The 21575-nt window shown below is 70.1% G+C and carries 22 protein-coding genes; 18 read left to right on the top strand and 4 right to left on the bottom strand.

Annotated elements, in window-relative coordinates:
- Positions 1-45: 45 nt before the first annotated feature.
- The 5 genes from lysS to mshA all read left to right on the top strand — a co-directional run bounded on the left by lysS (position 46) and on the right by mshA (position 4827).
- Entirely contained in the window at positions 46-1575 is a 1530-nt protein-coding gene (gene lysS / locus ACFS27_RS08560) for a lysine--tRNA ligase (protein WP_377181926.1), read from the top strand.
- A gap of 39 nt (positions 1576-1614) precedes the next feature.
- Positions 1615-1797, top strand: coding sequence for a hypothetical protein (locus tag ACFS27_RS08555; protein WP_377181924.1), 183 nt, complete (start codon positions 1615-1617; stop codon positions 1795-1797).
- A gap of 176 nt (positions 1798-1973) precedes the next feature.
- Positions 1974-2303 (top strand): histone-like nucleoid-structuring protein Lsr2, encoded by a 330-nt coding sequence (locus ACFS27_RS08550; RefSeq protein ID WP_275005664.1) that lies wholly within the window; start codon positions 1974-1976, stop codon positions 2301-2303.
- A gap of 110 nt (positions 2304-2413) precedes the next feature.
- Positions 2414-3502: a lactonase family protein gene (locus ACFS27_RS08545; RefSeq protein ID WP_377181922.1), complete on the top strand. Its 1089-nt coding sequence runs from the start codon at positions 2414-2416 to the stop codon at positions 3500-3502.
- Positions 3502-4827 (top strand): D-inositol-3-phosphate glycosyltransferase, encoded by a 1326-nt coding sequence (gene mshA / locus ACFS27_RS08540; RefSeq protein WP_377181920.1) that lies wholly within the window; start codon positions 3502-3504, stop codon positions 4825-4827. The genes ACFS27_RS08545 and mshA overlap by 1 nt, the downstream gene beginning before the upstream one ends.
- A 55-nt stretch (positions 4828-4882) precedes the next feature.
- On the opposite strand, the gene ACFS27_RS08535 is transcribed toward mshA, so the two are convergent.
- On the bottom strand, positions 4883-5623 hold the full coding sequence (locus tag ACFS27_RS08535; RefSeq protein WP_377181918.1) for a phosphoglyceromutase: 741 nt from the start codon (positions 5621-5623) through the stop codon (positions 4883-4885).
- Between the two features lie 99 nt (positions 5624-5722).
- Positions 5723-6370 (bottom strand): phosphate signaling complex protein PhoU, encoded by a 648-nt coding sequence (phoU, locus tag ACFS27_RS08530; RefSeq protein WP_377181916.1) that lies wholly within the window; start codon positions 6368-6370, stop codon positions 5723-5725.
- 273 nt (positions 6371-6643) lie between these two features.
- Between phoU and ACFS27_RS08525 the strand changes: the two genes are divergently transcribed.
- The 7 genes from ACFS27_RS08525 (at position 6644) to pstB (ending at position 14181) form a co-directional block, all read left to right on the top strand.
- On the top strand, positions 6644-7975 hold the full coding sequence (locus ACFS27_RS08525) for a sensor histidine kinase (protein WP_377181914.1): 1332 nt from the start codon (positions 6644-6646) through the stop codon (positions 7973-7975).
- Positions 7972-8670: a response regulator transcription factor gene (locus ACFS27_RS08520; RefSeq protein ID WP_377181912.1), complete on the top strand. Its 699-nt coding sequence runs from the start codon at positions 7972-7974 to the stop codon at positions 8668-8670. Before ACFS27_RS08525 ends, ACFS27_RS08520 begins: the two co-directional genes overlap by 4 nt.
- A gap of 117 nt (positions 8671-8787) precedes the next feature.
- On the top strand, positions 8788-9987 hold the full coding sequence (gene pstS, locus ACFS27_RS08515) for a phosphate ABC transporter substrate-binding protein PstS (RefSeq protein WP_377181910.1): 1200 nt from the start codon (positions 8788-8790) through the stop codon (positions 9985-9987).
- A 177-nt stretch (positions 9988-10164) separates the two neighbouring features.
- A complete protein-coding gene (locus ACFS27_RS08510) occupies positions 10165-11268 on the top strand; it encodes a phosphate ABC transporter substrate-binding protein PstS (RefSeq protein WP_377181908.1) in 1104 nt (367 codons plus the stop codon).
- A gap of 140 nt (positions 11269-11408) precedes the next feature.
- A complete protein-coding gene (pstC, locus tag ACFS27_RS08505) occupies positions 11409-12401 on the top strand; it encodes a phosphate ABC transporter permease subunit PstC (RefSeq protein ID WP_377181906.1) in 993 nt (330 codons plus the stop codon).
- A complete protein-coding gene (gene pstA / locus ACFS27_RS08500) occupies positions 12401-13351 on the top strand; it encodes a phosphate ABC transporter permease PstA (protein WP_377181904.1) in 951 nt (316 codons plus the stop codon). The genes pstC and pstA overlap by 1 nt, the downstream gene beginning before the upstream one ends.
- Before the next feature lie 50 nt (positions 13352-13401).
- Positions 13402-14181 carry a phosphate ABC transporter ATP-binding protein PstB gene (gene pstB / locus ACFS27_RS08495; protein ID WP_377181902.1) on the top strand — a complete coding sequence of 260 codons (780 nt, stop codon included), beginning with the start codon at positions 13402-13404 and terminating at the stop codon, positions 14179-14181.
- Between the two features lie 89 nt (positions 14182-14270).
- Here the strand turns inward: pstB and ACFS27_RS08490 are convergent, their stop codons facing one another.
- Positions 14271-14795 (bottom strand): hypothetical protein, encoded by a 525-nt coding sequence (locus ACFS27_RS08490; protein ID WP_377181900.1) that lies wholly within the window; start codon positions 14793-14795, stop codon positions 14271-14273.
- Between the two features lie 306 nt (positions 14796-15101).
- On the opposite strand from ACFS27_RS08490, the gene ACFS27_RS08485 reads away from it, so the two are divergent.
- The 4 genes from ACFS27_RS08485 to ACFS27_RS08470 all read left to right on the top strand — a co-directional run bounded on the left by ACFS27_RS08485 (position 15102) and on the right by ACFS27_RS08470 (position 17546).
- On the top strand, positions 15102-15584 hold the full coding sequence (locus ACFS27_RS08485) for a CarD family transcriptional regulator (RefSeq protein ID WP_020017968.1): 483 nt from the start codon (positions 15102-15104) through the stop codon (positions 15582-15584).
- 107 nt (positions 15585-15691) lie between these two features.
- Positions 15692-16408, top strand: coding sequence for a 2-C-methyl-D-erythritol 4-phosphate cytidylyltransferase (ispD, locus tag ACFS27_RS08480; protein ID WP_377181898.1), 717 nt, complete (start codon positions 15692-15694; stop codon positions 16406-16408).
- A complete protein-coding gene (gene ispF, locus ACFS27_RS08475) occupies positions 16405-16953 on the top strand; it encodes a 2-C-methyl-D-erythritol 2,4-cyclodiphosphate synthase (RefSeq protein ID WP_377181896.1) in 549 nt (182 codons plus the stop codon). The genes ispD and ispF overlap by 4 nt, the downstream gene beginning before the upstream one ends.
- Positions 16950-17546, top strand: coding sequence for a TetR/AcrR family transcriptional regulator (locus ACFS27_RS08470; protein WP_377181894.1), 597 nt, complete (start codon positions 16950-16952; stop codon positions 17544-17546). The genes ispF and ACFS27_RS08470 overlap by 4 nt, the downstream gene beginning before the upstream one ends.
- A 55-nt stretch (positions 17547-17601) precedes the next feature.
- Here the strand turns inward: ACFS27_RS08470 and ACFS27_RS08465 are convergent, their stop codons facing one another.
- Positions 17602-18936, bottom strand: a complete 1335-nt coding sequence (locus ACFS27_RS08465; protein WP_377181892.1) for a D-arabinono-1,4-lactone oxidase — start codon at positions 18934-18936, stop codon at positions 17602-17604.
- A 108-nt stretch (positions 18937-19044) separates the two neighbouring features.
- On the opposite strand from ACFS27_RS08465, the gene ACFS27_RS08460 reads away from it, so the two are divergent.
- Together ACFS27_RS08460 and ACFS27_RS08455 are read left to right on the top strand one after the other, a co-directional pair.
- On the top strand, positions 19045-20262 hold the full coding sequence (locus tag ACFS27_RS08460) for an amino acid deaminase/aldolase (RefSeq protein ID WP_377181890.1): 1218 nt from the start codon (positions 19045-19047) through the stop codon (positions 20260-20262).
- A gap of 34 nt (positions 20263-20296) precedes the next feature.
- Positions 20297-21544 (top strand): low temperature requirement protein A, encoded by a 1248-nt coding sequence (locus ACFS27_RS08455; protein ID WP_377181888.1) that lies wholly within the window; start codon positions 20297-20299, stop codon positions 21542-21544.
- Positions 21545-21575: the final 31 nt, after the last annotated feature.

The following is a 21575-nucleotide window of genomic DNA, read 5'->3' as shown; positions in this document are numbered from 1 at the left end:
ATACCCCGCACTCAGCGGGTGGTCCGCACCGATAGAATCGCTCGGGTGACTGACGAGAACTCCGCTGCCGAGAGCGCCGCGACACCGCCGACCGACGACCTGCCCGAGCAGCTGCGGGTCCGGCGCGAGAAGCGTGAGCGCCTCCTGGCGCGCGGCACCGAGGCGTACCCGGTCACCGTGCCGGTCACGCACGCCATCACCGAGGTCCGCACCGCCTACGGCCACCTCGAGGCCGGCCAGGAGACGGACGACGTCGTCGGCGTCGCCGGCCGGGTGGTCTTCATCCGCATCGGCGGCAAGCTCTGCTTCGTCACGCTGCAGGACGGCGAGGGCAACCGCCTCCAGGGCATGCTGAGCCTTGCCGTGCTCGGCGAGGAGGCGCTCGCGGCCTTCAAGACCGACGTCGACCTGGGCGACCACCTCTTCCTGCACGGTCGCGTCGGATCGTCGCGCCGCGGCGAGCTGAGCATCTTCGCGGACGAGTGGCAGATGGCGGCGAAGGCGCTGCGCCCCCTCCCTGTGCTGCACAAGGACCTCTCCGAGGAGGCCAGGGTGCGGCAGCGCTACGTCGACCTCATCGCGCGCCCCGCGGCCCGCGACATGGTGCGCCTGCGCGCCGGTGTGGTGCGCTCTCTGCGCGAGAACTTCCACCGCCGCAGCTTTCTCGAGGTCGAGACCCCCATGCTGCAGACCATTGCATCGGGCGCGACGGCCCGGCCTTTCTCGACCCACATGAATGCGTACGATCTGGACCTCTTCCTGCGCATCGCGCCGGAGATCTTCCTCAAGAAGGCAGTCGTCGGCGGCGTCGAGAAGGTCTTCGAGATCAACCGGAACTTCCGCAACGAGGGCGCGGACTCGTCCCACTCGCCGGAGTTCGCCATGCTCGAGGCGTACGAGGCGTACGGGGATTACAACACCATCGGCGCTCTCACCAAGGACCTGGTGCAGACGGCGGCCCGCGACGTTCTCGGCACCACGCTGGTGACCCTTCCGGACGGCTCCGAGTACGAGCTCGGCGGGGAATGGGCAAACCTGCGGATGTACGCCTCCCTGTCGGAAAGCCTTGGCGAGGAGATCACCGGCGACACGTCGGTCGAGGAACTCGAGAAGATCGCCGAGCGCCTCGATGTCGAGGTCGGCAACAAGAAGATCCAGAATCACGGAAAGCTCGTCGAGACGCTCTGGGAGCACCGGGTGGGCGACCACCTGTCCGCCCCGACGTTCGTGATGGACTTTCCGGTGGAGACGTCACCGCTCACCCGGGACCACCGCACGGAAAAGGGACAGGTCGAGAAGTGGGACCTGTACGTCAGGGGCGTCGAGCTGGCCACCGGCTATTCAGAGCTGGTCGACCCGGTGATCCAGCGCGAGCGCTTCGAGGCACAGGCCAGGATGGCTGCGGCGGGCGACGACGAGGCCATGCTGCTGGACGAGGACTTTCTGACCGCGATGGAATTCGCGATGCCCCCTTCGGGCGGAATGGGCATGGGCATCGACCGCCTGCTCATGGCGCTGACGGGCCAGGGCATCCGCGAGACCATCCTTTTCCCGCTGGTGAAGCCGCACGCTTGAGATTTCAATCGGCGCAGATGAGTTTGTGAGGATCTTGTGATGGATACGACGCTTGCAGTGCTCGCCGGGCTCACGCCCTCGGTGGGTGTCGGCCTGTTGTTCTGGTTTTCGATGCGCAAGATCTTTCGCGCCGACCGTCACGAGCGAGAGGCCCTCGACCGAATGGATCGCGAAGGCATGGCGGCGACGGCAGAAAACACGCCGAATTCCACTTCGCGCTGATCCGCGCGGCCGAGGTTATCCCTGCCGACCTTCCGGATCAAATCCACGCACTTCACCACCCCCCGGGTGAAGTTTTCGTGATCGGTGTCACATGTCCATTATTGACATGTCAATATTGAGTGCGGCATGCTCACGAACTAACCCCGGAATTTGTGGCGCGGAAGGGAAGTACCCGTATGGTTCAGAAGGTTCAGCTCGTTCTCGAAGATGACATCGATGGCGGTGCCGCTGATGAGACCGTGAACTTCGGCCTCGACGGCGTCTCCTACGAGATCGACCTCAATGCCGAGCACGCGGCTCAGCTGCGTGACGCGCTTGCTTCGTGGGTCGGCCACGCACGCAAGGTGAAGTCGCCGGTTGCGCGCACTGCCACCGCTCGCCGGTCCCGTTCCGGCAGTGACACGGCGGCGGTCCGTGAATGGGCCAAGGCGAATGGCTACACCGTGAGCGACCGCGGTCGCATTGCGGCGGAGGTCCAGGAGGCATACGCGAAGGCCAACGGCTGACGCATCGCCGACACGACGGCATATTGCGCCCCGGCGCCCCCAGGACGGGGGCGGCCGGGGCGTCGTGCATTCCGGCAAGAGCACCGGCGAAACGTCATTAGGCTGGCTGCATGAGCATCTCGACCGCTGCCCTGTGGATCGGTACCTATCCGACGGCGGGGAGCGCCCCCGGCGCGGGAGAGGGCATCTGGCGCGTCGGCATCGACCCGGACGGTCAGTTCGCGGGCGGTGAGCTCGTCGCGCCCGTCGCGGCACCGTCCTTCCTGGCGCTGGACCCCTCTGGCCGGACGCTCCTCGCGGTCACCGAGGCGGACGCCGGCGTCATCAGCTCCTTCCGGGTGTCCGACGCCGGAGCGCTCGCCCCCGCCGGCAGCGTCGCCTCGGGCGGCGAGAGCCCGTGCCACGTGGTGACGACCGGCACCGCTGCCTGGATAGCGAACTACGGTGACGGGACGGCTGCCGTCGTCGGGCTGAGCCCTGACGGCACGCTCGGTGCGCCGACCACCTTCACCCACGAGGGGTCCGGCCCGGTCGTCGACCGGCAGGAGGGGACGCACGCCCACTTCGCGCACGTGTGGGGCGACCGCGTCCTCGTGTCGGACCTCGGCACCGACGAGCTGCGCACCTACCCCCTCGAGCAGCCCGGCTCCCCGGACGCCGCTGCGCCGTCGAGCGGCGAGGTCGCCGCCGTGCTGCCGCCGGGAACGGGTCCGCGTCACCTGGTCGAGCTGGCCGACGGCACCATCCTGCTCGTCGGTGAGCTGGACTGCCGGCTGCACGTCCTGGTCCCAGCAGGTCCCGGCCGCCTCGAGCACGTGGGTTCCGTTGCGATCACGGCACGCACCATGCCCGACGGCGCCGCCGGCTACCCCTCGCACATCACCGTCGCCGGCGACCTGGTGCACGTGGGCGTGCGCGGTCCGGACGTCCTGTCGGTGCTGCGGGTCCGCGAGGCCGTTCCCGGATCGGACGGCCCCGCCGACGTCGGGCACCTGACCATCGAGAACATGTCCGACATCGACCTGGGCGCGGGTGCGTGGCCGCGCCACCACGCGGTCCTGGCCGACGGCGGCATCGTGATCGTGGCGGCGCAGAACGCCGACGAGCTGATCTCGGTCCGGCTCGACCCCGCGTCGGGCAGGGGCGACGTCACGGACCGGCTGGAGCTACCAGTGCCTGCGTGCGTGCTGGAGGCATGATGCGCGACAGCCTGCCGCAGGGCCTCGACGAGCCGGACACCCCTCGTCCGCTCCGGATAGCGATGGTCTCCGTGCACACGTCGCCGCTCGAGCAGCCCGGAACGGGCGACGCCGGCGGTATGAACGTGTACGTGCTTGAGCTGTCCCGGGCGCTCGCGCGGCGTGGCGCGCAGGTGGAGATCTACACGCGGGCGACGTCGTCAGCGCAGCCCAAGGTGACCGACGCCGAGCCGGGGATCCGCGTCGTGCACGTGTCAGCGGGGCCGTACGAGGGGCTGGACAAGAACGACCTCCCCGGCCAGCTGTGCGCGTTCGCCGCGGGCGTGCTGCGTGCGGAGGCGCACCGGCCGGAGGGCTGGTACGACGTGCTGCACACCCACTACTGGCTGTCGGGCCAGGTGGGCTGGCTCGCCGCGGAGCGCTGGGACGTCCCGCTGGTGCACACCATGCACACCATGGCCAGGGTGAAGAACGCGTCCCTCGCGCCAGGGGACGCCCCAGAGCCGCAGGGCCGGATCATCGGCGAGGAGCAGGTGGTCGCGGAGGCGGACGCCCTGGTCGCGAACACCGAGCAGGAGGCAGGCGAGCTGGTGCGCGACTACCGGGCCGACCCCGACCGGGTGCGCGTGGTGCAGCCGGGCGTGGACCTCGGGGTGTTCTCCCCGTTCCCGGACACCACCGGGGCGGAGCCTGCCGATCGGGACCGGCAGCGGGCGGAGCTGCGGGAGTGCCTCGGGCTGCCGGTGGACCGGAAGATCGTGCTGTTCGCTGGGCGCGTGCAGCTGCTCAAGGGCCCCGACGTGCTGGTGCGGGCCCTGGGGGAGCGGATCTGGTCACAGGGGGACGGGCAGCCGCCGCTGCTCGTGGTGCTGGGCGGCGCGTCGGGCCGGCCGACGGCGGTCCGTGAGCTCGAGGCGCTCGCCTACCAGGAGGGGGTGGCCGACCATGTGCGGGTGCGTCCGCCGGTGCCCCAGCGGACGCTGGCCCGCTACTTCCGTGCGGTCGACCTGGTGGCGGTGCCGTCGCACAGCGAGTCGTTCGGCCTGGTCGCGGCAGAGGCGCAGGCGTCGGGCACCCCGGTGGTGGCCGCAGCGGTGGGCGGGCTGCGCACGGTGGTCGAGGACGGTGTGTCGGGTGTCCTCGTGCCCGACCACGAGCCGGAGAGCTGGGCACTGGTCCTCAAGAGCCTCCTGGACGACGAAGCGCTCCGCGCCCGCCTCGCGGTCGGTGCCCGCGAGTCCGCCGCCCGCTTCGCCTGGGACCGCGCCGCCGACGAGATGCTGGATGTCTACGAAGAGGCAAGAAAGCACCACGTCACGAGGTAGAGCTGCGGTTCGGTCTTGCCGCAGCCCTACCTCGGTGGGTGGAAAAAGGGGTGGGTCAGCGGCCCTGGTTGGCTACCGCGGCGATCGCGTCCTTCGCCGCTTCCGGGTCGAGGTAGGTACCGCCCGGCTTCACCGGCGCGAGGGTCTCCTCGTCCAGCTCGTAGACCAGCGGGATGCCCGTCGGGATGTTCAGCCCGGCGATGGCCTCGTCCGAGACGCCGTCGAGGTGCTTCACCAGGGCGCGCAGCGAGTTGCCGTGGGCGGCCACGAGCACGGTCTTGCCCGCCTTGAGGTCGGGCACGATCTCGCTCTCCCAGTACGGCAGGGCGCGGTCGAGCACGAGCTTGAGCGCCTCGGTGCGGATCAGCGGGGCGTCCGCGTAGCGCGGGTCGCTGTCCTGGCTGAACTCCGAGCCCAGCTCGATCTCGGGCGGCGGTACGTCGTAGGAGCGGCGCCAGAGCATGAACTGCTCCTCACCGAACTCCTCGAGCGTCTGCTTCTTGTCCTTGCCCTGCAGAGCGCCGTAGTGGCGCTCGTTGAGACGCCAGCTCCGCTTGACGGGAATCCAGTGCAGGTCGGCGACGTCGAGCGCAAGGTTCGCCGTCATGATCGCGCGACGCAGCAGCGACGTGTGCAGGATGTCCGGCGTCACACCGGCCTCCTTGAGGAGCGCGCCACCGCGCTTCGCCTCCTCGACGCCCTTCTCGGAGAGGGCTACATCCACCCAGCCGGTGAACAGGTTCTTCGCGTTCCACTCGCTCTCGCCGTGGCGGAGCAGCACGAGGGTGTAGGTCATGGCTCCATCCTGCCATCCACGCCCCATGCAGTTGTTGCCGCCCCCGGGGACCGGGAGCGGCAACAAGCGTGCTCGACGGCGGAGCCGTCTGTGGGTGCCCTACTCGTCGTGGAAGTCTCCGGTGACGAGGAAGGTGACGCGGCGGGCGACCGACACGCCGTGGTCGCCGAACCGCTCGTAGTAACGAGCAACGAGCGTCACGTCGACCGCCTCCTGGACGGTGCCCTGCCACTCGGGCGCAAGGAGCTTGTTGAACGACTCCTGGTGCAGCTCGTCGAGCCGGTCGTCGTCCCGCTCGAGCGCCTCGGCCACCGTCAGGTCGCGCGTGGCGAGCAGCTTGGTGGTGCGCTGGGCCACGCGCACAGCGGCGTCGTGCATGTTCACGAAGGTCTCTCGTGCCTCTGGCACGATCGCCTGCGCCGGGTAGCGTCCGCGTGCCACCTGTGCCACGTGGCGGGCGAGGTCCCCCATGCGCTCGAGCGACGAGCTCATGCGCAGGGCGCTCACCACGATGCGCAGGTCTGTGGCGACCGGGGCCTGCTGCGCCAGCAGGTGCACGCAGCGCGCGTCCAGGGAGTCCTCGAGGGAGTCGATGGTCTTGTCGGAGGCGATCACCTCCTGGGCCAGCTGGAGGTCGGCTTCCAGCAGCGCTGTGCCGGCACGGGTGATGGCGGACTCTACGAGCCTGCTCATCTCGGTCAGGTCGTCTCCGACCTGCTGGAGCTCAGCTTCGAAGATCTGTCGCATCGGTTTCCTCTCGCACTCGGGGCGCACGGACGGGTACGCGTCCGCTGTCGCGCCGCCGAGGGCGGGCAGGGCTGACGCGCGGCCGGGCCGACCGCCCGGACAAGTACCGGAACGGCGCACGGCACAGCTACCGCCCGCACCCGCCAAGGTTCGACGGCGCGATGTACCGGGAGGTTAACGATCTTCCTCCCTGACATGAACAGTAGGCGACACGATCGTCAGAGCGCCCGCCGACGTCGACCTGCGGTTGAAACGTCGACCTACCCTGGACTCGTGGACGGAATCATCTCCGGGGTACCGGTGCTGGCCGCCGGGATCCTCGGCGTGATCGTCGGCGTGGTTGCCACCGTGGCCTTCCGCGTCTCCGAGCGGCAGCAGCATGCCCTGCCCCAGGCAGAACCCGACGAGCTCGACGCGGGTCTCGTCCGCGTGCTCTCGGTGCTGCGCTCGGCCGCCGTCGTGCTCGACGGCGAGGACGAGGTGATCCGGGCGTCACCGCCGGCCTACGCGCTGGGGGTGGTGCGCAACGACGCCCTGGTGCACCCGGCGATCACCGACCTGGTCGCCCTGGTACGCCGCGACGGCGTCATCCGCGAGCAGGAGCTGGAGCTGCCCCGCGGCCCGGTGGGCCAGGGCACGGTGCTGCTGCAGGTACGCGTCGCGCCGCTGGGCCTGGAGCGGCTGCTGGTGCTCGCAGAGGACCGCACGGAGGCACGACGGGTCGAGGCGATCCGCCGGGACTTCGTGGTCAACGTCTCCCACGAGCTGAAGACACCGGTGGGTGCCCTCGCGCTCCTCGCGGAGACCGTTGCCGACGCCGCGGACGACCCCGTCGCGGTGCGCCGGTTCACCGAACGCATGCAGCGCGAGGCGGTACGCCTGTCGGCGCTGGTGCAGGAGATCATCGAGCTGTCGCGCCTGCAGGGCGCCGGCGCGGTGCCGAAGCTGACCCCTGTCCCGATCCGCGAGGTCGTGGAAGAGGCGGTCGACCGGGCCCGCACCACCGCGCAGTCCAAGAACATCGCGATCACCATGGGCGGGGACCTGGACACCGAGGTCTACGGCGACCACAACCTCCTGGTCACCGCGGTCCGGAACCTGGTGGACAACGCCGTCGCCTACTCCGGACCGGCCAGCCGCGTCGGCGTCGGGGTGAACGAGCGCAGCGGCCTCGTCGAGATCGCCGTCGTCGACCAGGGTGTCGGGATCGCGGAGGACGCGCAGGACCGCGTGTTCGAGCGTTTCTACCGGGTAGATCCAGCGCGCTCGCGCGACACTGGGGGAACCGGGCTGGGCCTCAGCATCGTCAAGCACGTCGCGGCCGACCACGGTGGCGACGTGACGATGTGGTCGGAGCCCGGCCGGGGCTCGACCTTCACCCTGCGGATCCCGTCCGCTGACCGGCCGGACGGTGGGTCCCGCGCCGGGCGGGTCACCCCGCCGCCGCTGGTGGACGTGGTCCGTGACGGTGCGGAGCAGGACGACGTGCCGGACCGGGGCGACCCGGCCGGAACCCCGCCTGAAGGAGCGGGACGGCAGGACCAGCAGGGGCAGCACAAGGCCACCGACAACGGGGCCACGAAGAACGAGGAGGTAGGTGCGTGACGCGCATCCTGGTGGTAGAGGACGAAGAGTCGTACCGGGACCCGCTGACGTACCAGCTGACCCGCGAGGGTTTCGAGGTGGTCGAGGCCGCCGACGGCAACTCGGCGCTCGCTGCGTACGACGCGGAGGGGGCGGACCTGGTGCTGCTCGACCTGATGCTGCCCGGGCTGTCGGGCACGGAGGTGTGCCGGGAGCTGCGGGCACGCGGTGACGTCCCCGTCATCATGCTGACCGCCAAGGACTCGGAGATCGACAAGGTGGTGGGCCTGGAGCTCGGCGCCGACGACTACGTGACCAAGCCGTACTCGTACCGGGAGCTGCTGGCCCGCGTGCGTGCCGTGCTGCGGCGCCGGCAGCCCAACGACTCGGGGGAGCACGACGAGGACGGGGTGCTCGAGGTGGGGCCGGTCCGGATGGACGTGGAGCGGCACACCGTCGCCGTGTCAGGGGAGAGCGTCGCCCTGCCGCTCAAGGAGTTCGACCTGCTCGAGCTGCTGATGCGGAACGCCGGCCGGGTGCTCACCCGTGGGCAGCTCATCGACCGCGTCTGGGGCGCCGACTACGTGGGCGACACCAAGACGCTCGACGTGCACGTGAAGCGCATCCGTTCGAAGATCGAGCCCGACCCTGGCACGCCGAAGTACCTGCTCACGGTGCGTGGCCTCGGCTACAAGCTGGCCGACGACGAGGGGTGAGCCCCCTCGGCGTACGGCCGTAGCGTGTCGTACGTCACGGGGGATCAAACCGAAGGTCACCTTCCGTTCACCTGGTGTTTGCTCACGGGACCCCGCTCGTGAGTAGTTTCGCGATCCGTGAGCACCTCCCTCTACACCCGTCTCGTCTCGGCCGCCACCGCGGGCGCCCTCGTGCTGCCGCTCGCCGGCTGCGGCGGGGTCGCGCTGCCGGGCCTCGGGGCGGGCGAGGAGCCAAGCGTCGACCCCGAGGCGTTCGTCGTCGGCAGCTTCCGCGGGGCCGGCGCCTCGTCCCAGGAATCGGCGATGAAGGCCTGGATCAGCGGCTTCCAGGAGCAGCACCCCGACGCCGTGATCGAGTACGACGCCGTGGGCTCCGGTGACGGGCGGGAGAACTTCCTCGCGGGCAAGTCGGCCTTCGGCGCCTCCGATGTCGCCCTCAGCGACGAGGAGATGGCGCAGTCCGGTCCGGCGTGCGACGGCGGGAACGCCATCGACCTGCCGGTCTACATCAGCCCGATCGCCGTGGCCTTCAACCTCGAGGGCGTCGACCGGCTGAACCTGTCGTCCGACCTGATCGCGCGGATCTTCACGGGCAAGATCACCCGGTGGGACGACCCGGCGATCGTCGCGGCGAACCCCGAGGCAAAGCTCCCAGGGCTCACGATCACGCCGGTGCACCGGTCCGACGACTCGGGCACCACCGAGAACTTCGGCGACTACCTGCACGCGACCGCGCCGGACTCGTGGCCGCACGAGCCGGACGGTCTGTGGCCGCTGCCCGAGGGGTTCGCTGCCGACGGCACGAGCGGCGTGACCGACACCGTCCGGTCGACGCCGGGCGGCATCACCTACGCGGACGCCTCCGCGACGGCCGACCTCGGCCGCGTCGCCATCAAGGTGGGCGAGGAGTACGTGCCCTACAGCGCCGAGGCGGCGGCGGCCGTCGTCGACGTCTCGCCACGGATCGAGAACCGCTACGAGCACGACCTCGCGTTCGTGCTCGACCGCAAGATCGACAAGCCCTTCGCCTATCCGATGGTGCTCGTCTCCTATCTCGTCGTGTGCTCGCGGTACGAGGACAGGGCGAAGGGGAAGTTCGTCAAGGAGTTCGTCGAGTACGTCGCCTCCGCCGAGGGGCAGGAGCGCGCCGCGACCGCAGCGGGCAGCGCGGTCATCTCGCCCGACCTCCAGGCGTGGATCTCCGACGCCGCTGAAGCCATCTACCTGACCCAGGAACGCCCGGACGGCCAGGTGGACGGCCAGGCGGACGACCAGGCGGTCGGTCAGGCGCAGGACGACCCCCGAGGGGCGGCCTGACGGGTGGGGAAAGCCAGGGCGTGCCATGGTGGAGGTGGTGCGGATCACCCGCTCCACGCGGGCTTGTTCACCTTCCGTTTACCTATATCTGGTGAGCAGGTCACTCCACCTGCCTAGCGTCCCAACTGACGCGCCGGCGATCGCCGCGCGTACGACTTGAACAGGATGGAACGACACGTGAAGATCAGCCGATTCCCCCGCGTTGGCTCAGCTGTCATGGTGGGCGCGCTCGCGCTGAGCCTCGCAGCCTGCGGGTCCGACCCGGGTGCAGCCGACCCGACCGGTGAAGGTTCGGAGAGCGCCATGGACCTCTCCGGCGAGCTCAATGGTGGCGGTGCGTCGTCGCAGGAGTCCGCGATGGAGGCATGGCGTGCCGGCTTCCAGAGCCAGTACCCGGACGTCACCGTGAACTACGACCCCGTCGGTTCCGGCGGTGGCCGCACGGGCTTCGCCGACGGCAGCTACCCGTTCGCCGGTTCGGACGCCGCGCTGGACGACGAGGAGCTGGCTGCCGCCGAGGCGCAGTGCGGTGAGGGTGGCGTCATCGAGTACCCCGCGTACATCTCTCCCGTCGCGGTCGCCTTCAACCTTGAGGGCGTCGACACCCTGAACATGTCCGCCGAGACCATCGCCGGCATCTTCGCCGGCGAGATCACCGCCTGGGACGACGAGGCGATCGCCGGCGACAACCCTGACGCCGACCTGCCCAGCTCGGACATCACGGTCGTGCACCGGTCGGACGACTCCGGTACCACCGAGAACTTCCAGGAGTACCTGCACACGGTCGTCCCGGACGTGTGGACCTACGAGCCCGAGGGCATCTGGCCCGTCGAGGGCCAGGAGTCCGCACAGGGCACCTCCGGCGTGGTCAGCGCGGCGCAGGCCGGCGAGGGCACCATCACCTACGCCGACGCGTCGCAGATCGATGACCTGGGCACGGTAGCCGTCGAGGTCGGCGACGAGTTCGTCGAGTACACACCGGAGGCCGCCGCCGCCGTCGTCGAGGGTTCGCCGCGCGTCGAGGGCACGAGCGAGCACGTCTTCGCCTACGACCTCCAGCGCGACATCGCGGGCACCTACCCGATCGTCCTGGTCTCGTACCACCTGGCCTGCGCCACGTACGAGGACGCTGCCACGGCCGACCTGGTCAAGGGCTTCTACACCTACATCCTGAGCGACGAGGGCCAGTCGTCGGCCGCCGAGTCGGCGGGTTCCGCCCCGCTCTCGGCCGAGCTGCGCGAGCAGTTCCTGCCGTCGGTCGAGGCGATCACGGCCGGCTGACCTCAGCTGCCGAGTACTACCTGGTAGTACACCCGGCCGGTGGCCGGGCCGCACGAGCACAGGATGCGCTCGTGGCCCGGTCACCGGCACGGCTGTGCCAGGCTTGACCTCACACAGACACGACGAGCCGAGGACCATCTGTGACCACCACTGACAGCCCGCCCGCTCCCGTGGCGCCGGTCCGGCGCCGACGGTCGAGCGGCGACACCGAACGGGGCTTCAGCCGGACCTTCCGTTGGATCGCTACAGGGGCTGGTGCCCTGATCCTCGCGACCCTCGCTGCCGTCGCCTTGTTCCTGATCGTGCGGGCGTGGCCTGCCATGACGGCGGGCCCGGACGCTCTGGCGGAAGCCGTCCCGAGATACCCCGACGACACGTCGTTCATCGCGTACGTCGGACCGCTCATCTTCGGCACGCTGCTCGCCGCCGTGCTGGCCCTGCTCATCGCCACACCGGTGGCGATGGGGGTCGCGCTGTTCATCTCGCACTACGCGCCGCGCCGGCTCGCCCAGGTCCTCGGCTACCTGGTCGACCTGCTCGCGGCAATCCCGTCGGTCGTCTACGGTCTCTGGGGATTTACCGTCCTGGCACCGGCTGTCACACCCCTGTGGGTGTGGCTCAACGACTGGTTCGGGTGGTTCCCGCTGTTCGCCGGCGACGTGTCGTCGACGGCCCGGACCATGGCGACCGTCTCCGTGGTGCTCGCCGTGATGATCCTGCCGATCATCACCGCGGTCTCGCGGGAGGTCTTCCTGCAGACCCCCAAGCTGCACGAGGAAGCGGCGCTGGCGCTCGGCGCCACCCGGTGGGAGATGGTCCGCACGGCGGTCCTGCCCTTCGGCCAGTCCGGCGTCATCTCCGCCGCGATGCTCGGCCTCGGCAGGGCGCTCGGCGAGACCATGGCCGTGCTGATGATCCTGTCGCCCGGCTTCCTCTACTCGTTCAAGATCCTCGAGGCGGCGCAGCAGCAGACCATCGCCGCCTACATCGCCCTGGACTTCCCGGAGGCGAGCGGCCTGGCCGTCAATGCGCTGATCGCCACCGGCCTCGCGCTGTTCGTCATCACGCTGGCGGTGAACATGGCCGCACGGGCCATCGTTGCCCGCCGCAAGGATTTCTCGGGGGCCAACTGATGAGCACCGACACGACGACCAAGGACTCGACGGAGTACACCCGTGCGCTCCTGACGACCGCTGAACCGCGCCGTAGGCGCACCGACCGGATCATGGCGGGCCTCATCTGGTTCGCCTTCGCGCTGGCGATGATCCCCCTGGTGTCGCTGCTCTGGACCGTGCTGTTCAGTGGTGCGGGCCGCATGTCCGTCGACTTCCTGTCGTACTCGATGCGCGGCATCTTCGGCGGCGACCCGAGCGGCGGCATCTACCACGCCATCATGGGCACGCTGATCATCACGGGCTGCGCAACGCTGATCTCGGTGCCGATCGGCATCCTCGTCGCCATCTACCTGGTCGAGTACGGGCGCGGCCCGCTGGCCCGTGCGGTGACGTTCTTCGTGGACGTCATGACGGGTATCCCGTCGATCGTCGCCGGTCTCTTCGCGGTCTCGCTGTTCACGATCTTCTTCGGGTCAGGTGCCCGGTTCGGCCTCATCGGCGCCGTGGCTCTGTCGGTGCTGATGATCCCCGTGGTGGTGCGCTCCTGCGAGGAGATGTTGAAGCTCGTGCCCAACGAGCTCCGGGAGGCGTCGTACGCGCTCGGCGTGCCCAAGTGGCTCACGATCGTCCGCATCGTGCTCCGCACGTCGGTGGCGGGCCTGACCACCAGTGTGCTGCTGGCCGTCGCGCGCGTGATCGGTGAGACGGCGCCGCTTCTCGTCGCGGTCGGTGTGACGGACTCGATCAACTTCGACCCGTCCGAGGGACGCATGATGACGCTGCCGGTGTTCATCTACCGGCAGTACAGCCAGGGTCGCGCACCCTGCCAGGAAGGCCAGGCGAACTGCGTGGCGGACATCGCGCTGCAGAACGCGTGGGGCGCCGCCCTGACGCTGATCGCGATCGTGATGCTCCTCAACATCGCCGGTCGCCTCGTGAACCGCTGGTTCGCACCGAAGACCCGCTGACCCCGCCCACTCCTCAGCTCACCGAAGCCACAGCCCGAAGGAACTTCACGATGGCCCAGCGCATCGACGTCAAGGACGTCAACATCTACTACGGCGACTTTCGTGCTGTCGAGGGCGTCTCCATGACCGTCGACCCCAAGTCCGTCACGGCCTTCATCGGCCCGTCGGGCTGCGGCAAGTCGACCTTCCTGCGCACGCTCAACCGCATGCACGAGGTGATCCCCGGAGCGTACGTCGAGGGCAAGGTCGAGCTCGAGGGCGTCGACCTCTACGGCGACGACGTCGACCCGGTGGCGGTTCGCCGCAACATCGGCATGGTGTTCCAGCGCCCGAACCCGTTCCCCACGATGTCGATCAAGGACAACGTGCTGGCGGGCGTCAAGCTGAACAACCGCAAGATCTCCAAGTCCGACGCCGAGGAACTGGTCGAGGCGTCCCTGCGTGGCGCCAACCTCTGGAACGAGGTCAAGGACCGTCTGGACCGGCCGGGCTCCGGCCTGTCGGGCGGGCAGCAGCAGCGCCTGTGCATCGCCCGCGCCATCGCGGTGAAGCCGCAGGTGGTCCTCATGGACGAGCCGTGCTCGGCCCTGGACCCGATCTCCACCCTGGCGATCGAGGACCTCATCCAGGAGCTCAAGAAGGACTACACGATCGTCATCGTCACGCACAACATGCAGCAGGCTGCGCGCGTGAGCGACCGGACGGCGTTCTTCAACATCGCGGGCACCGGCAAGCCGGGCCGCCTGATCGAGATGAACGACACCGCGACGATCTTCTCGTCACCGGTGGAGAAGGCCACCGAGGACTACGTCTCGGGCCGCTTCGGGTGACGGTCGCCGGCCTGTAGGGCACGGCGGGTCGAGAACGGGGTTGTGTTCCTCAGGGGTCTCCTGAGGAACACAACCCCGTTCTCAGTGGCCTACTCCGACGGAGACGGAGACGGAGACGGCGAGGTCGACGGCAGGCTGTCCGCGTACTCAGGGAGCGTGCCGTCGAGGATCGGCAGCTTGAACTCCTTGGTCTCGCCAGCGGCGGCCAGGGTCGCGTCGACGTAGCTGCCCGGGGGCGCGCTCAACGTGTCGATCTGGACGGTCTCACCGGTAGCCGTGCCCAGGTAGACGGTCGCGCCCGCGGGGACGTCCACGGACACGGGTGCGCCGTCCGGGGTCTCGAGCGTGAACGACGTGTCGTCCTGGGTCTCGTTGGTGAGCGCGCCGAGGAGGTTGCCGGGCTCGCCCTCTGCCGTCCCCACGACCAGCAGGTTGATGCCGCGCAGGTCCCTGCTCTCCTCGCCGAGCACGGAGACCCCTACGCCGTCGGACGGGTCGTAGTTCAGCGTCGTGGTGCTCGGGGCGCAGCCCGCCAGGAGGAGGGCCCCCGTGGCGGAGGCCGCTGCGAGGGCGATGGTGCGGGCGCCTCGGGCGGCGGTGGCGCGACGGGACACGGTGAACTCCCTGGTGTTCGTATGGTTCGGCTGGGGGGTCGGATCCCCGCCACATCCTAATGGTCCCCCGGGTGTACCCGCGCATCGCGACCGCGGGCGAAATGCCCGGTCAGGGCGTGGCAACGGTCACGGCTACGGAACGATCCGACCGAGGGGCATGAGGCGATGACCGCCTGAAACGCCCCCGCGCGCAGCGCTCTGACCTGCGGAAACACTGCTGTTACCAGTACACCGACAACCCCAAGGGCGCAACTTCTTGAGATCACGCCGTGGTAACCTGGTTTCAGGGAAAGGGGACATCTGCAGATGACGTTCACAGTAGGCGAGACGGTTGTCTACCCGCACCATGGCGCGGCGCTGATCGAAGAGATCAAGACCCGCAAGATTCGCGGCGAAGAAAAGATGTACCTCAAGCTCAAGGTTGCCCAGGGTGACCTCACCATCGAGGTTCCGGCGGAAAACGTCGACCTGGTTGGCGTACGCGATGTCGTTGGCCAAGAGGGCCTCGACCGCGTGTTCGAGGTCCTCCGCGCGCCGTACACCGAAGAGCCCACCAACTGGTCACGCCGCTACAAGGCGAACCTCGAGAAGCTTGCGTCCGGCGACGTCATCAAGGTGGCAGAGGTCGTTCGCGACCTGTCCCGCCGAGACGCCGACCGCGGTCTTTCCGCAGGCGAGAAGCGAATGCTTGCCAAGGCCCGCCAGATCCTCGTGTCTGAGCTCGCTCTGGCCGAGCACACCGAAGAGGAGAAGGCGGAAGCGATCCTCGACGAGGTTCTCGCTTCCTGACTTACCCACAGGATCCCTCGCACGTCTGACGTACCAGTCAGGACCCGGTGCTCGCGCCCCACGGGATCCTTCGCTTCAATCATGATCCTGTGGGGACCCGCGACGAGATGACGACCCTTGCAATCCTGACGGCCGCCGGCTCGGGATCCCGACTAGGGCGCGACCTGCCGAAGGCTCTGGTCGATCTCGAAGGCTTTCCACTCGTGCTGCACGCCGCGCGACGCCTCGCGGCGTCGGGCGTCGTGGACTCCCTCGTGGTGACAGCACCGGACGGCCTGGTCGGCGTGATGACCGACCTCCTGGCCGGCGATCCGCACATCCGGATCCCCGTCCAGGTGACCGACGGCGGCCCCACCAGGCAGGCGTCGGTAGCGGCGGGGCTCGCCCTCGCGCGTCCGGGGGACGACGTCGTGCTCGTGCACGACGCCGCGCGGCCCCTCGTCCCGTCGGACCTCGTCCAGCGGGTCGTCGGTGCCGTCCGCAGCGGTCACGGCGCCGTCGTGCCAGGGCTGCCCGTCACGGACACGGTGAAGCAGGTACGTCCCGACGGCGACGCCGAGCTGGTCACGGGCACTCCTGACCGCTCGATGCTGCGGGCCGTGCAGACGCCCCAGGGGTTCGCCCACGACCTGCTGGTCCGCGCGCACCGCACCGGTGCGGGCCGGGCCGTCGCCGAGCACCTGGCGGCGACCGACGACGCGGGTCTCGTCGAGGCCCTCGGCGAGCCGGTCCACATGGTCGCCGGTGACGCGGCGGCCTTCAAGATCACCACCGAGCGCGACTTGTGGCTCGCATCCCTCGTGCTGCAGGAGACCAACGCATGACCGACCCGTCCAGCACGCCGGACCCCCTGCGACCGGCTCCGGCCGCGTACCCGCTGCCCCGTACCGGGATCGGGATCGACGTGCACGCGTTCGCGCCCGACGGCTCCGACCGTGAGATGTGGCTCGGGGGCCTGCACTGGCCAGGGGAGCGCGGCCTGGCGGGGCACTCCGACGCCGACGTGGCTGCCCATGCGGCGGCGGACGCGCTGTTCTCTGCGTCGGCCCTCGGCGACCTCGGTTCGCACTTCGGGACCGGCCGGCCCGAGTGGGCGGGAGCGTCAGGGACCACCCTGCTCGCCGAGGCCGCGAGGCGCGTTCGGGCTGCCGGGTACATGATCGGTAATGTGGCAGTCCAGGTGATCGGAAACCATCCGCGGGTCGGCGCGCGGCGCGACGAGGCACAGGCGGCTCTGTCCGCCGCCATGGGCGCGCCCGTGTCCTTGACCGCCACCACCACGGACGGGCTCGGTCTGACGGGTCGCGGCGAGGGCGTCGCGGCGATCGCAACGGCGCTCGTCGTACCCGAGGTCGGGAGTCAGGTATGAACAAGCGCAAGCCGCTCGACGAACGGCGTGCCGAGATCGTCGAGGCCGGCCTGAGCGTCGCCATGCGTGAGGGAGTCGAGTCGGTGACCGTGCGCCGGGTGGCGCAGGAGGCCGGGATCTCCCTCGGCACGGTGCACTACTGCTTCGACGACAAGGACGCGATGCTGCGCGCCATGGGTCGCGCGATCGCGATGCGGGCCTCGGAGCCGGTGCTCTCGGCGCTCGACGTCGGACCCGACCGAAAGGCACTCGCTGAGGGCACCGTCGAGGCGCTGCTGATCGGCCTCAAGCAGAACCAGCACATGCGGCTGCTGACGTTCGAGTTCGCGGTCTCTGGTGCGCGGACGCCCGTGCTGCGCGAGGTCGCGCAGGCGCACCTCAAGCAGAGCATCGCCATGACCAGGGAGTACCTGCAGCGGCTTGCCGACGTCGCGGGCGTCAAGTACCGCACCGAGGTCGGCACCCTCGCGCGCATGACGGCGCTCCGCATCGACGGCATCGAGCTCGCGTGGATGGTGGACCAGGACGACGAGGCCGCTCGCGAGGGGTTCGCGGTCCTGGCCCACGACGTGTTCGACGAGATGGAGCCCTGACGGGGCGGGCTCAAGCTCTGCCCATGTCGGCTGAGCCTGCGGTTCCGCTTCGGGCTCAGCCGAAGAGACGCCGCGTGTAGGGGTTGGCGAACACGCCCTCGGGGTCCGCGGCCGCGCGGGCCCGCTGGAAGTCCGGCAGCCGGCGGTACTGGCCGGCAAGGTACTCGGTGTCGCGGGTGTGCATCTTGCCCCAGTGCGGACGACCGCCCACGGCGGTGAAGATCCGCTCGGCGGCCTCGAAGTAGCGTGCGTGCGGCAGGCGCCAGTACTGCTGTGCGGCGACGTAGGCGGTCTCGCGGCCGTACGCGGTGGAGAGCCAGACGTCGTCGGCCGGAGCGAAGCGCACCTCCACGGGGAACGGGATGTTCTCGCCGGCGGACCGCCGCCAGGCGTCGAGCTCGCTCAGCACCTCGACGACGGTGACACGCGGGATCGCGTACTCCATCTCCCGGAACCGCACGCGACGGTTGGTGCAGAACACCTCGTGGGCAGGGGCCGTGTACCGGCGGGCCGTCAGCGCGCGCGTCGCGAGCTCACCGAGCGCCGGTGTCGTCGCGGGAAACGCCGTCGCTATCCGGTTGGTGACCTCGAACAGCCCGTTCGACAGCACCTCCTCGTCGAGGAAGGTGCGGGCCGCCCCGGCGAGCCTTCGTCCGCGGCTGCCGATGCGCGAACCGGCGTTCCGCTCTGGCTCGACCCGCATGTTGCGCATGGTGAGCGCCCGCTGCGTGGCGGGGAACCAGAGGAACTCGAAGTGGTCGTTGTCCGCGACGAGGTCGTGGACGTTGTCCAGGATCCGGTCCAGCGGCCAGGGCTCCTCGACCGCGTACAGGTCGAAGGCGGGTACGGCCTCGATGGTCACGGTGCTGAGCACGCCCGTGGCGCCGAGCCCGAGCCGGGATGCCTCGAACAGGTCGTGCCGTTCGGTCGGCGTGGCGCGGGCGACCTCGCCGTCCGGTCCGACGACGGTCAGGGCCCGCACCTGGGTGGCGAGACCGCCGAACCGGGCGCCGGTGCCGTGCGTGCCGGTAGAGATCGCGCCGGCCACGGACTGCTGGTCGATGTCGCCGAGGTTCTGCATGCCCAGCCCGCGCTCGGCCAGGATCCGGTTGAGCTGCCGCAGCCGCATGCCTGCGCCGACGGTGACGAGGGCATGGCCGGTGTCGGGATCCCGCTCGACGCGGTGCAGGGCGTTCAGCCGGTCGAGGTTGAGCTGCACGCCGTCCGTCGCGGCTGCCGGCGCGAACGAGTGCCCGCCGCCGACGACGCGGACCTGGTGGCCCTCCCGCACCGCGCGGCGCACGGCGTCGGACAGCTCGTCCTCCGAGGCCGGCTGCTCCTGCCGTACAGGCGTCACGCTGACGGTGCGTGCCCAGTTCGTCCAGATCACGGATGCACTATCGCACGCCCCTGCGCGGCGAACCAGAGCCAAGATCTCGGGTGCGGATCACCCCGGTGGGCCACGTCAGGCCCGGAGCCGGAGGAGTAGCGTGCGGTCATGAGCTCCGCAGCAGACACCGTCGCGCGGCTGTCGGCCGCCACGTCCGGACTGCCCGCGCCCGTCGCCGTCGTGGACCTGGACGCGTTCGACGCCAACGCGCTCGACCTCCTCAAGCGTGCCGACGGCGTTCCCGTCCGCGTCGCGTCGAAGTCGGTGCGTGTGCGCTCGTTGGTCGAGCGTGCAGGGGGGCACGGGTTCGCCGGGGTCATGGCGTACTCGCTGCGCGAGGCGTTGTGGCTGGTCAGCGAGGGTGTGCGCGACGTGCTCGTTGGCTACCCGACGGTGGACGGCGAGGCGCTGATCGACCTGGCGTCCGACGCGACGGCCCGCGCCGAGATCACCCTGATGGTCGACGACGTCGCGCACCTCGGCCTGATCGCGGTCGCCGAGGAGCTGGCCGGCGGGGCAGACGGCCCGACGACCGCCGGCCCGATCAAGATCTGCCTGGACGTCGACTGCTCGCTGCGCGTCGGAGCCGGTCCGCTGACCGCGCACCTCGGGGTGCGGCGCTCGCCGCTGCGCGAGCCCGGCGAGGTGGCGGCCCTCGCGACCGTGGCCCAGGCGAAGGGGCTGAGCGTGCGCGGCCTCATGTTCTACGAGGCCCAGGTGGCGGGCCTGCCCGACACGAGTCCCGCCGTCCGGCTCGTCAAGCGCCTCTCGATGCGCGAGGTGAACGAGCGCAGGGTGCTGATCCTCGCGGCGGTGCGGGACGCCGTCGGGCAGGAGGTGGAGCTCGTCAACGCGGGTGGGACCGGCTCCATCGAGGTGAGCGGCGGCGCTCCCGGCGTCACCGAGGTCACCGCGGGCTCCGGCCTGTACGTGCCCGGCCTGTTCGACGGCTACCGCTCGTTCCAGGCGCGCCCGGCCGCGTTCTTCGGGCTCGACGTCGTGCGCGAGCCGGCGCCCGGCTGGGTGACGGCGTTCGCGGGCGGGTACGCGGCGTCAGGCAAGGCAGGTGCCGCACGCCTGCCCCGCCTGTTCACGCCCGGCTACGCCCTGAGCGGCCCGGAGGGCGCCGGCGAGGTGCAGACCCCGCTGCGCGTGACCCGCGGGCTCTCTCCCGACGGCCGGCTGCACACCGGCAACCGGGTCTGGCTGCGGCACGCGAAGGCGGGGGAGATGATGGAGCGGTTCGACCAGGTTCACCTCGTCCGTGGCGCCGAGGTCGTGGAGACCGTGCCGACGTACCGGGGTGAAGGACGGAACTTCGGGTAGGCCGTCGCACCGCCGATCGGGTAGAACAAGGCCCATGTCAATGCTGCACCACCGCAACCGGCAGATGGCCGGCCGTAACCCGCACGAGCCGTCGCGCACCGCCACGCCGCTGGAGCTGCTGTTCGACCTGGCGTTCGTCGTCGGGTTCGGCGTGGCGGGGGAGCAGGGCGCCCACCTGATCGCCGAGGGCCACGTGGCGGACGGAGTGATCGGTTTCGCGTTCTCGATGTTCGCGATCTGCTGGGCGTGGATCAACTTCTCCTGGTTCGCCTCCGCCTTCGACACCGACGACTGGTTCTACCGCGTCACCACGATGGTCCAGATGATCGGCGTCGTGGTGCTGGCACTCGGGCTGCCCGAGATGTTCGGGTCGCTCGTCGAGGGCGAGCGCGTGCACAACGAGGTCATGGTCGCCGGGTACATCGTGATGCGGCTGGCACTGCTCGTGCAGTGGCTGCGCGCGGCCAGGCAGGCGCCCGCGTACCGGGCTACCTGCATGGCGTACGTGCGGACCCTCGTGGTCACGCAGATCGGCTGGGTGATCCTCGCCGTGGCGCCCGTGAGCGTGCCGGTCTTCCTCGTCGGCGGCGCGCTGCTGGGGATCGCCGAGATGACGGGCCCGTGGCTCGCCGAGCGTGGGCGCGGGGCCGCCTCGCAGAGCACGCCGTGGCACGCGCACCACATCGCCGAGCGGTACGGCCTGCTGGCGATCATCACGCTCGGCGAGGGCGTGATCGGCACCGTCGCGACGCTGTCCGCTGTCGTCGAGGAGTCGGGCTGGACGGTGGACGCCGCCATGGTGGCGCTGGCTGGAACCGGCCTCACCTTCGGTCTCTGGTGGACGTACTACCTCACGCCGGCCGCCGAGATGCTGCACCGGCACCGCGAGCGGTCGTTCGTCTGGGGCTACGGCAACATCGTGATCTTCGCCGCCCTCGCCGGCGTGGGCGCCGGGCTGCACGTCGCGGCGTACTACCTGGAGGGTCACTCCCACATCGGCGCGGTCGGGACGGTGCTGGCGGTCGCCGTGCCGGTGCTCGTCTTCGTCCTGGCGGACTACACGCAGTTCGCCGTCCTGACCCGGTCGTTCGACCGGCTGCACCTGTTCATCGTCATCGGCACGGTGGTCGTCCTCGCGGCGGCCGTCGCCGCCGCTGCCGCCGGGCTGCCCATGTCGTGGGCGCTGCTCCTGGTCATGCTCGCACCGGTGGTGTCGGTGGTCGGCTACGAGCTGCGGGGGCACCGGCACGTGGCGCAGCTGCTCGCCGGCGACGTGTCCTGAACCGTCGTCGAGGCGGGGAGCTCAAGCGCCG

It is taken from the genome of Promicromonospora vindobonensis, from assembly GCF_042685865.1.
GTDB lineage: Bacteria > Actinomycetota > Actinomycetes > Actinomycetales > Cellulomonadaceae > Promicromonospora > Promicromonospora vindobonensis.
This window is presented reverse-complemented; position numbering and strand designations above follow the sequence as displayed.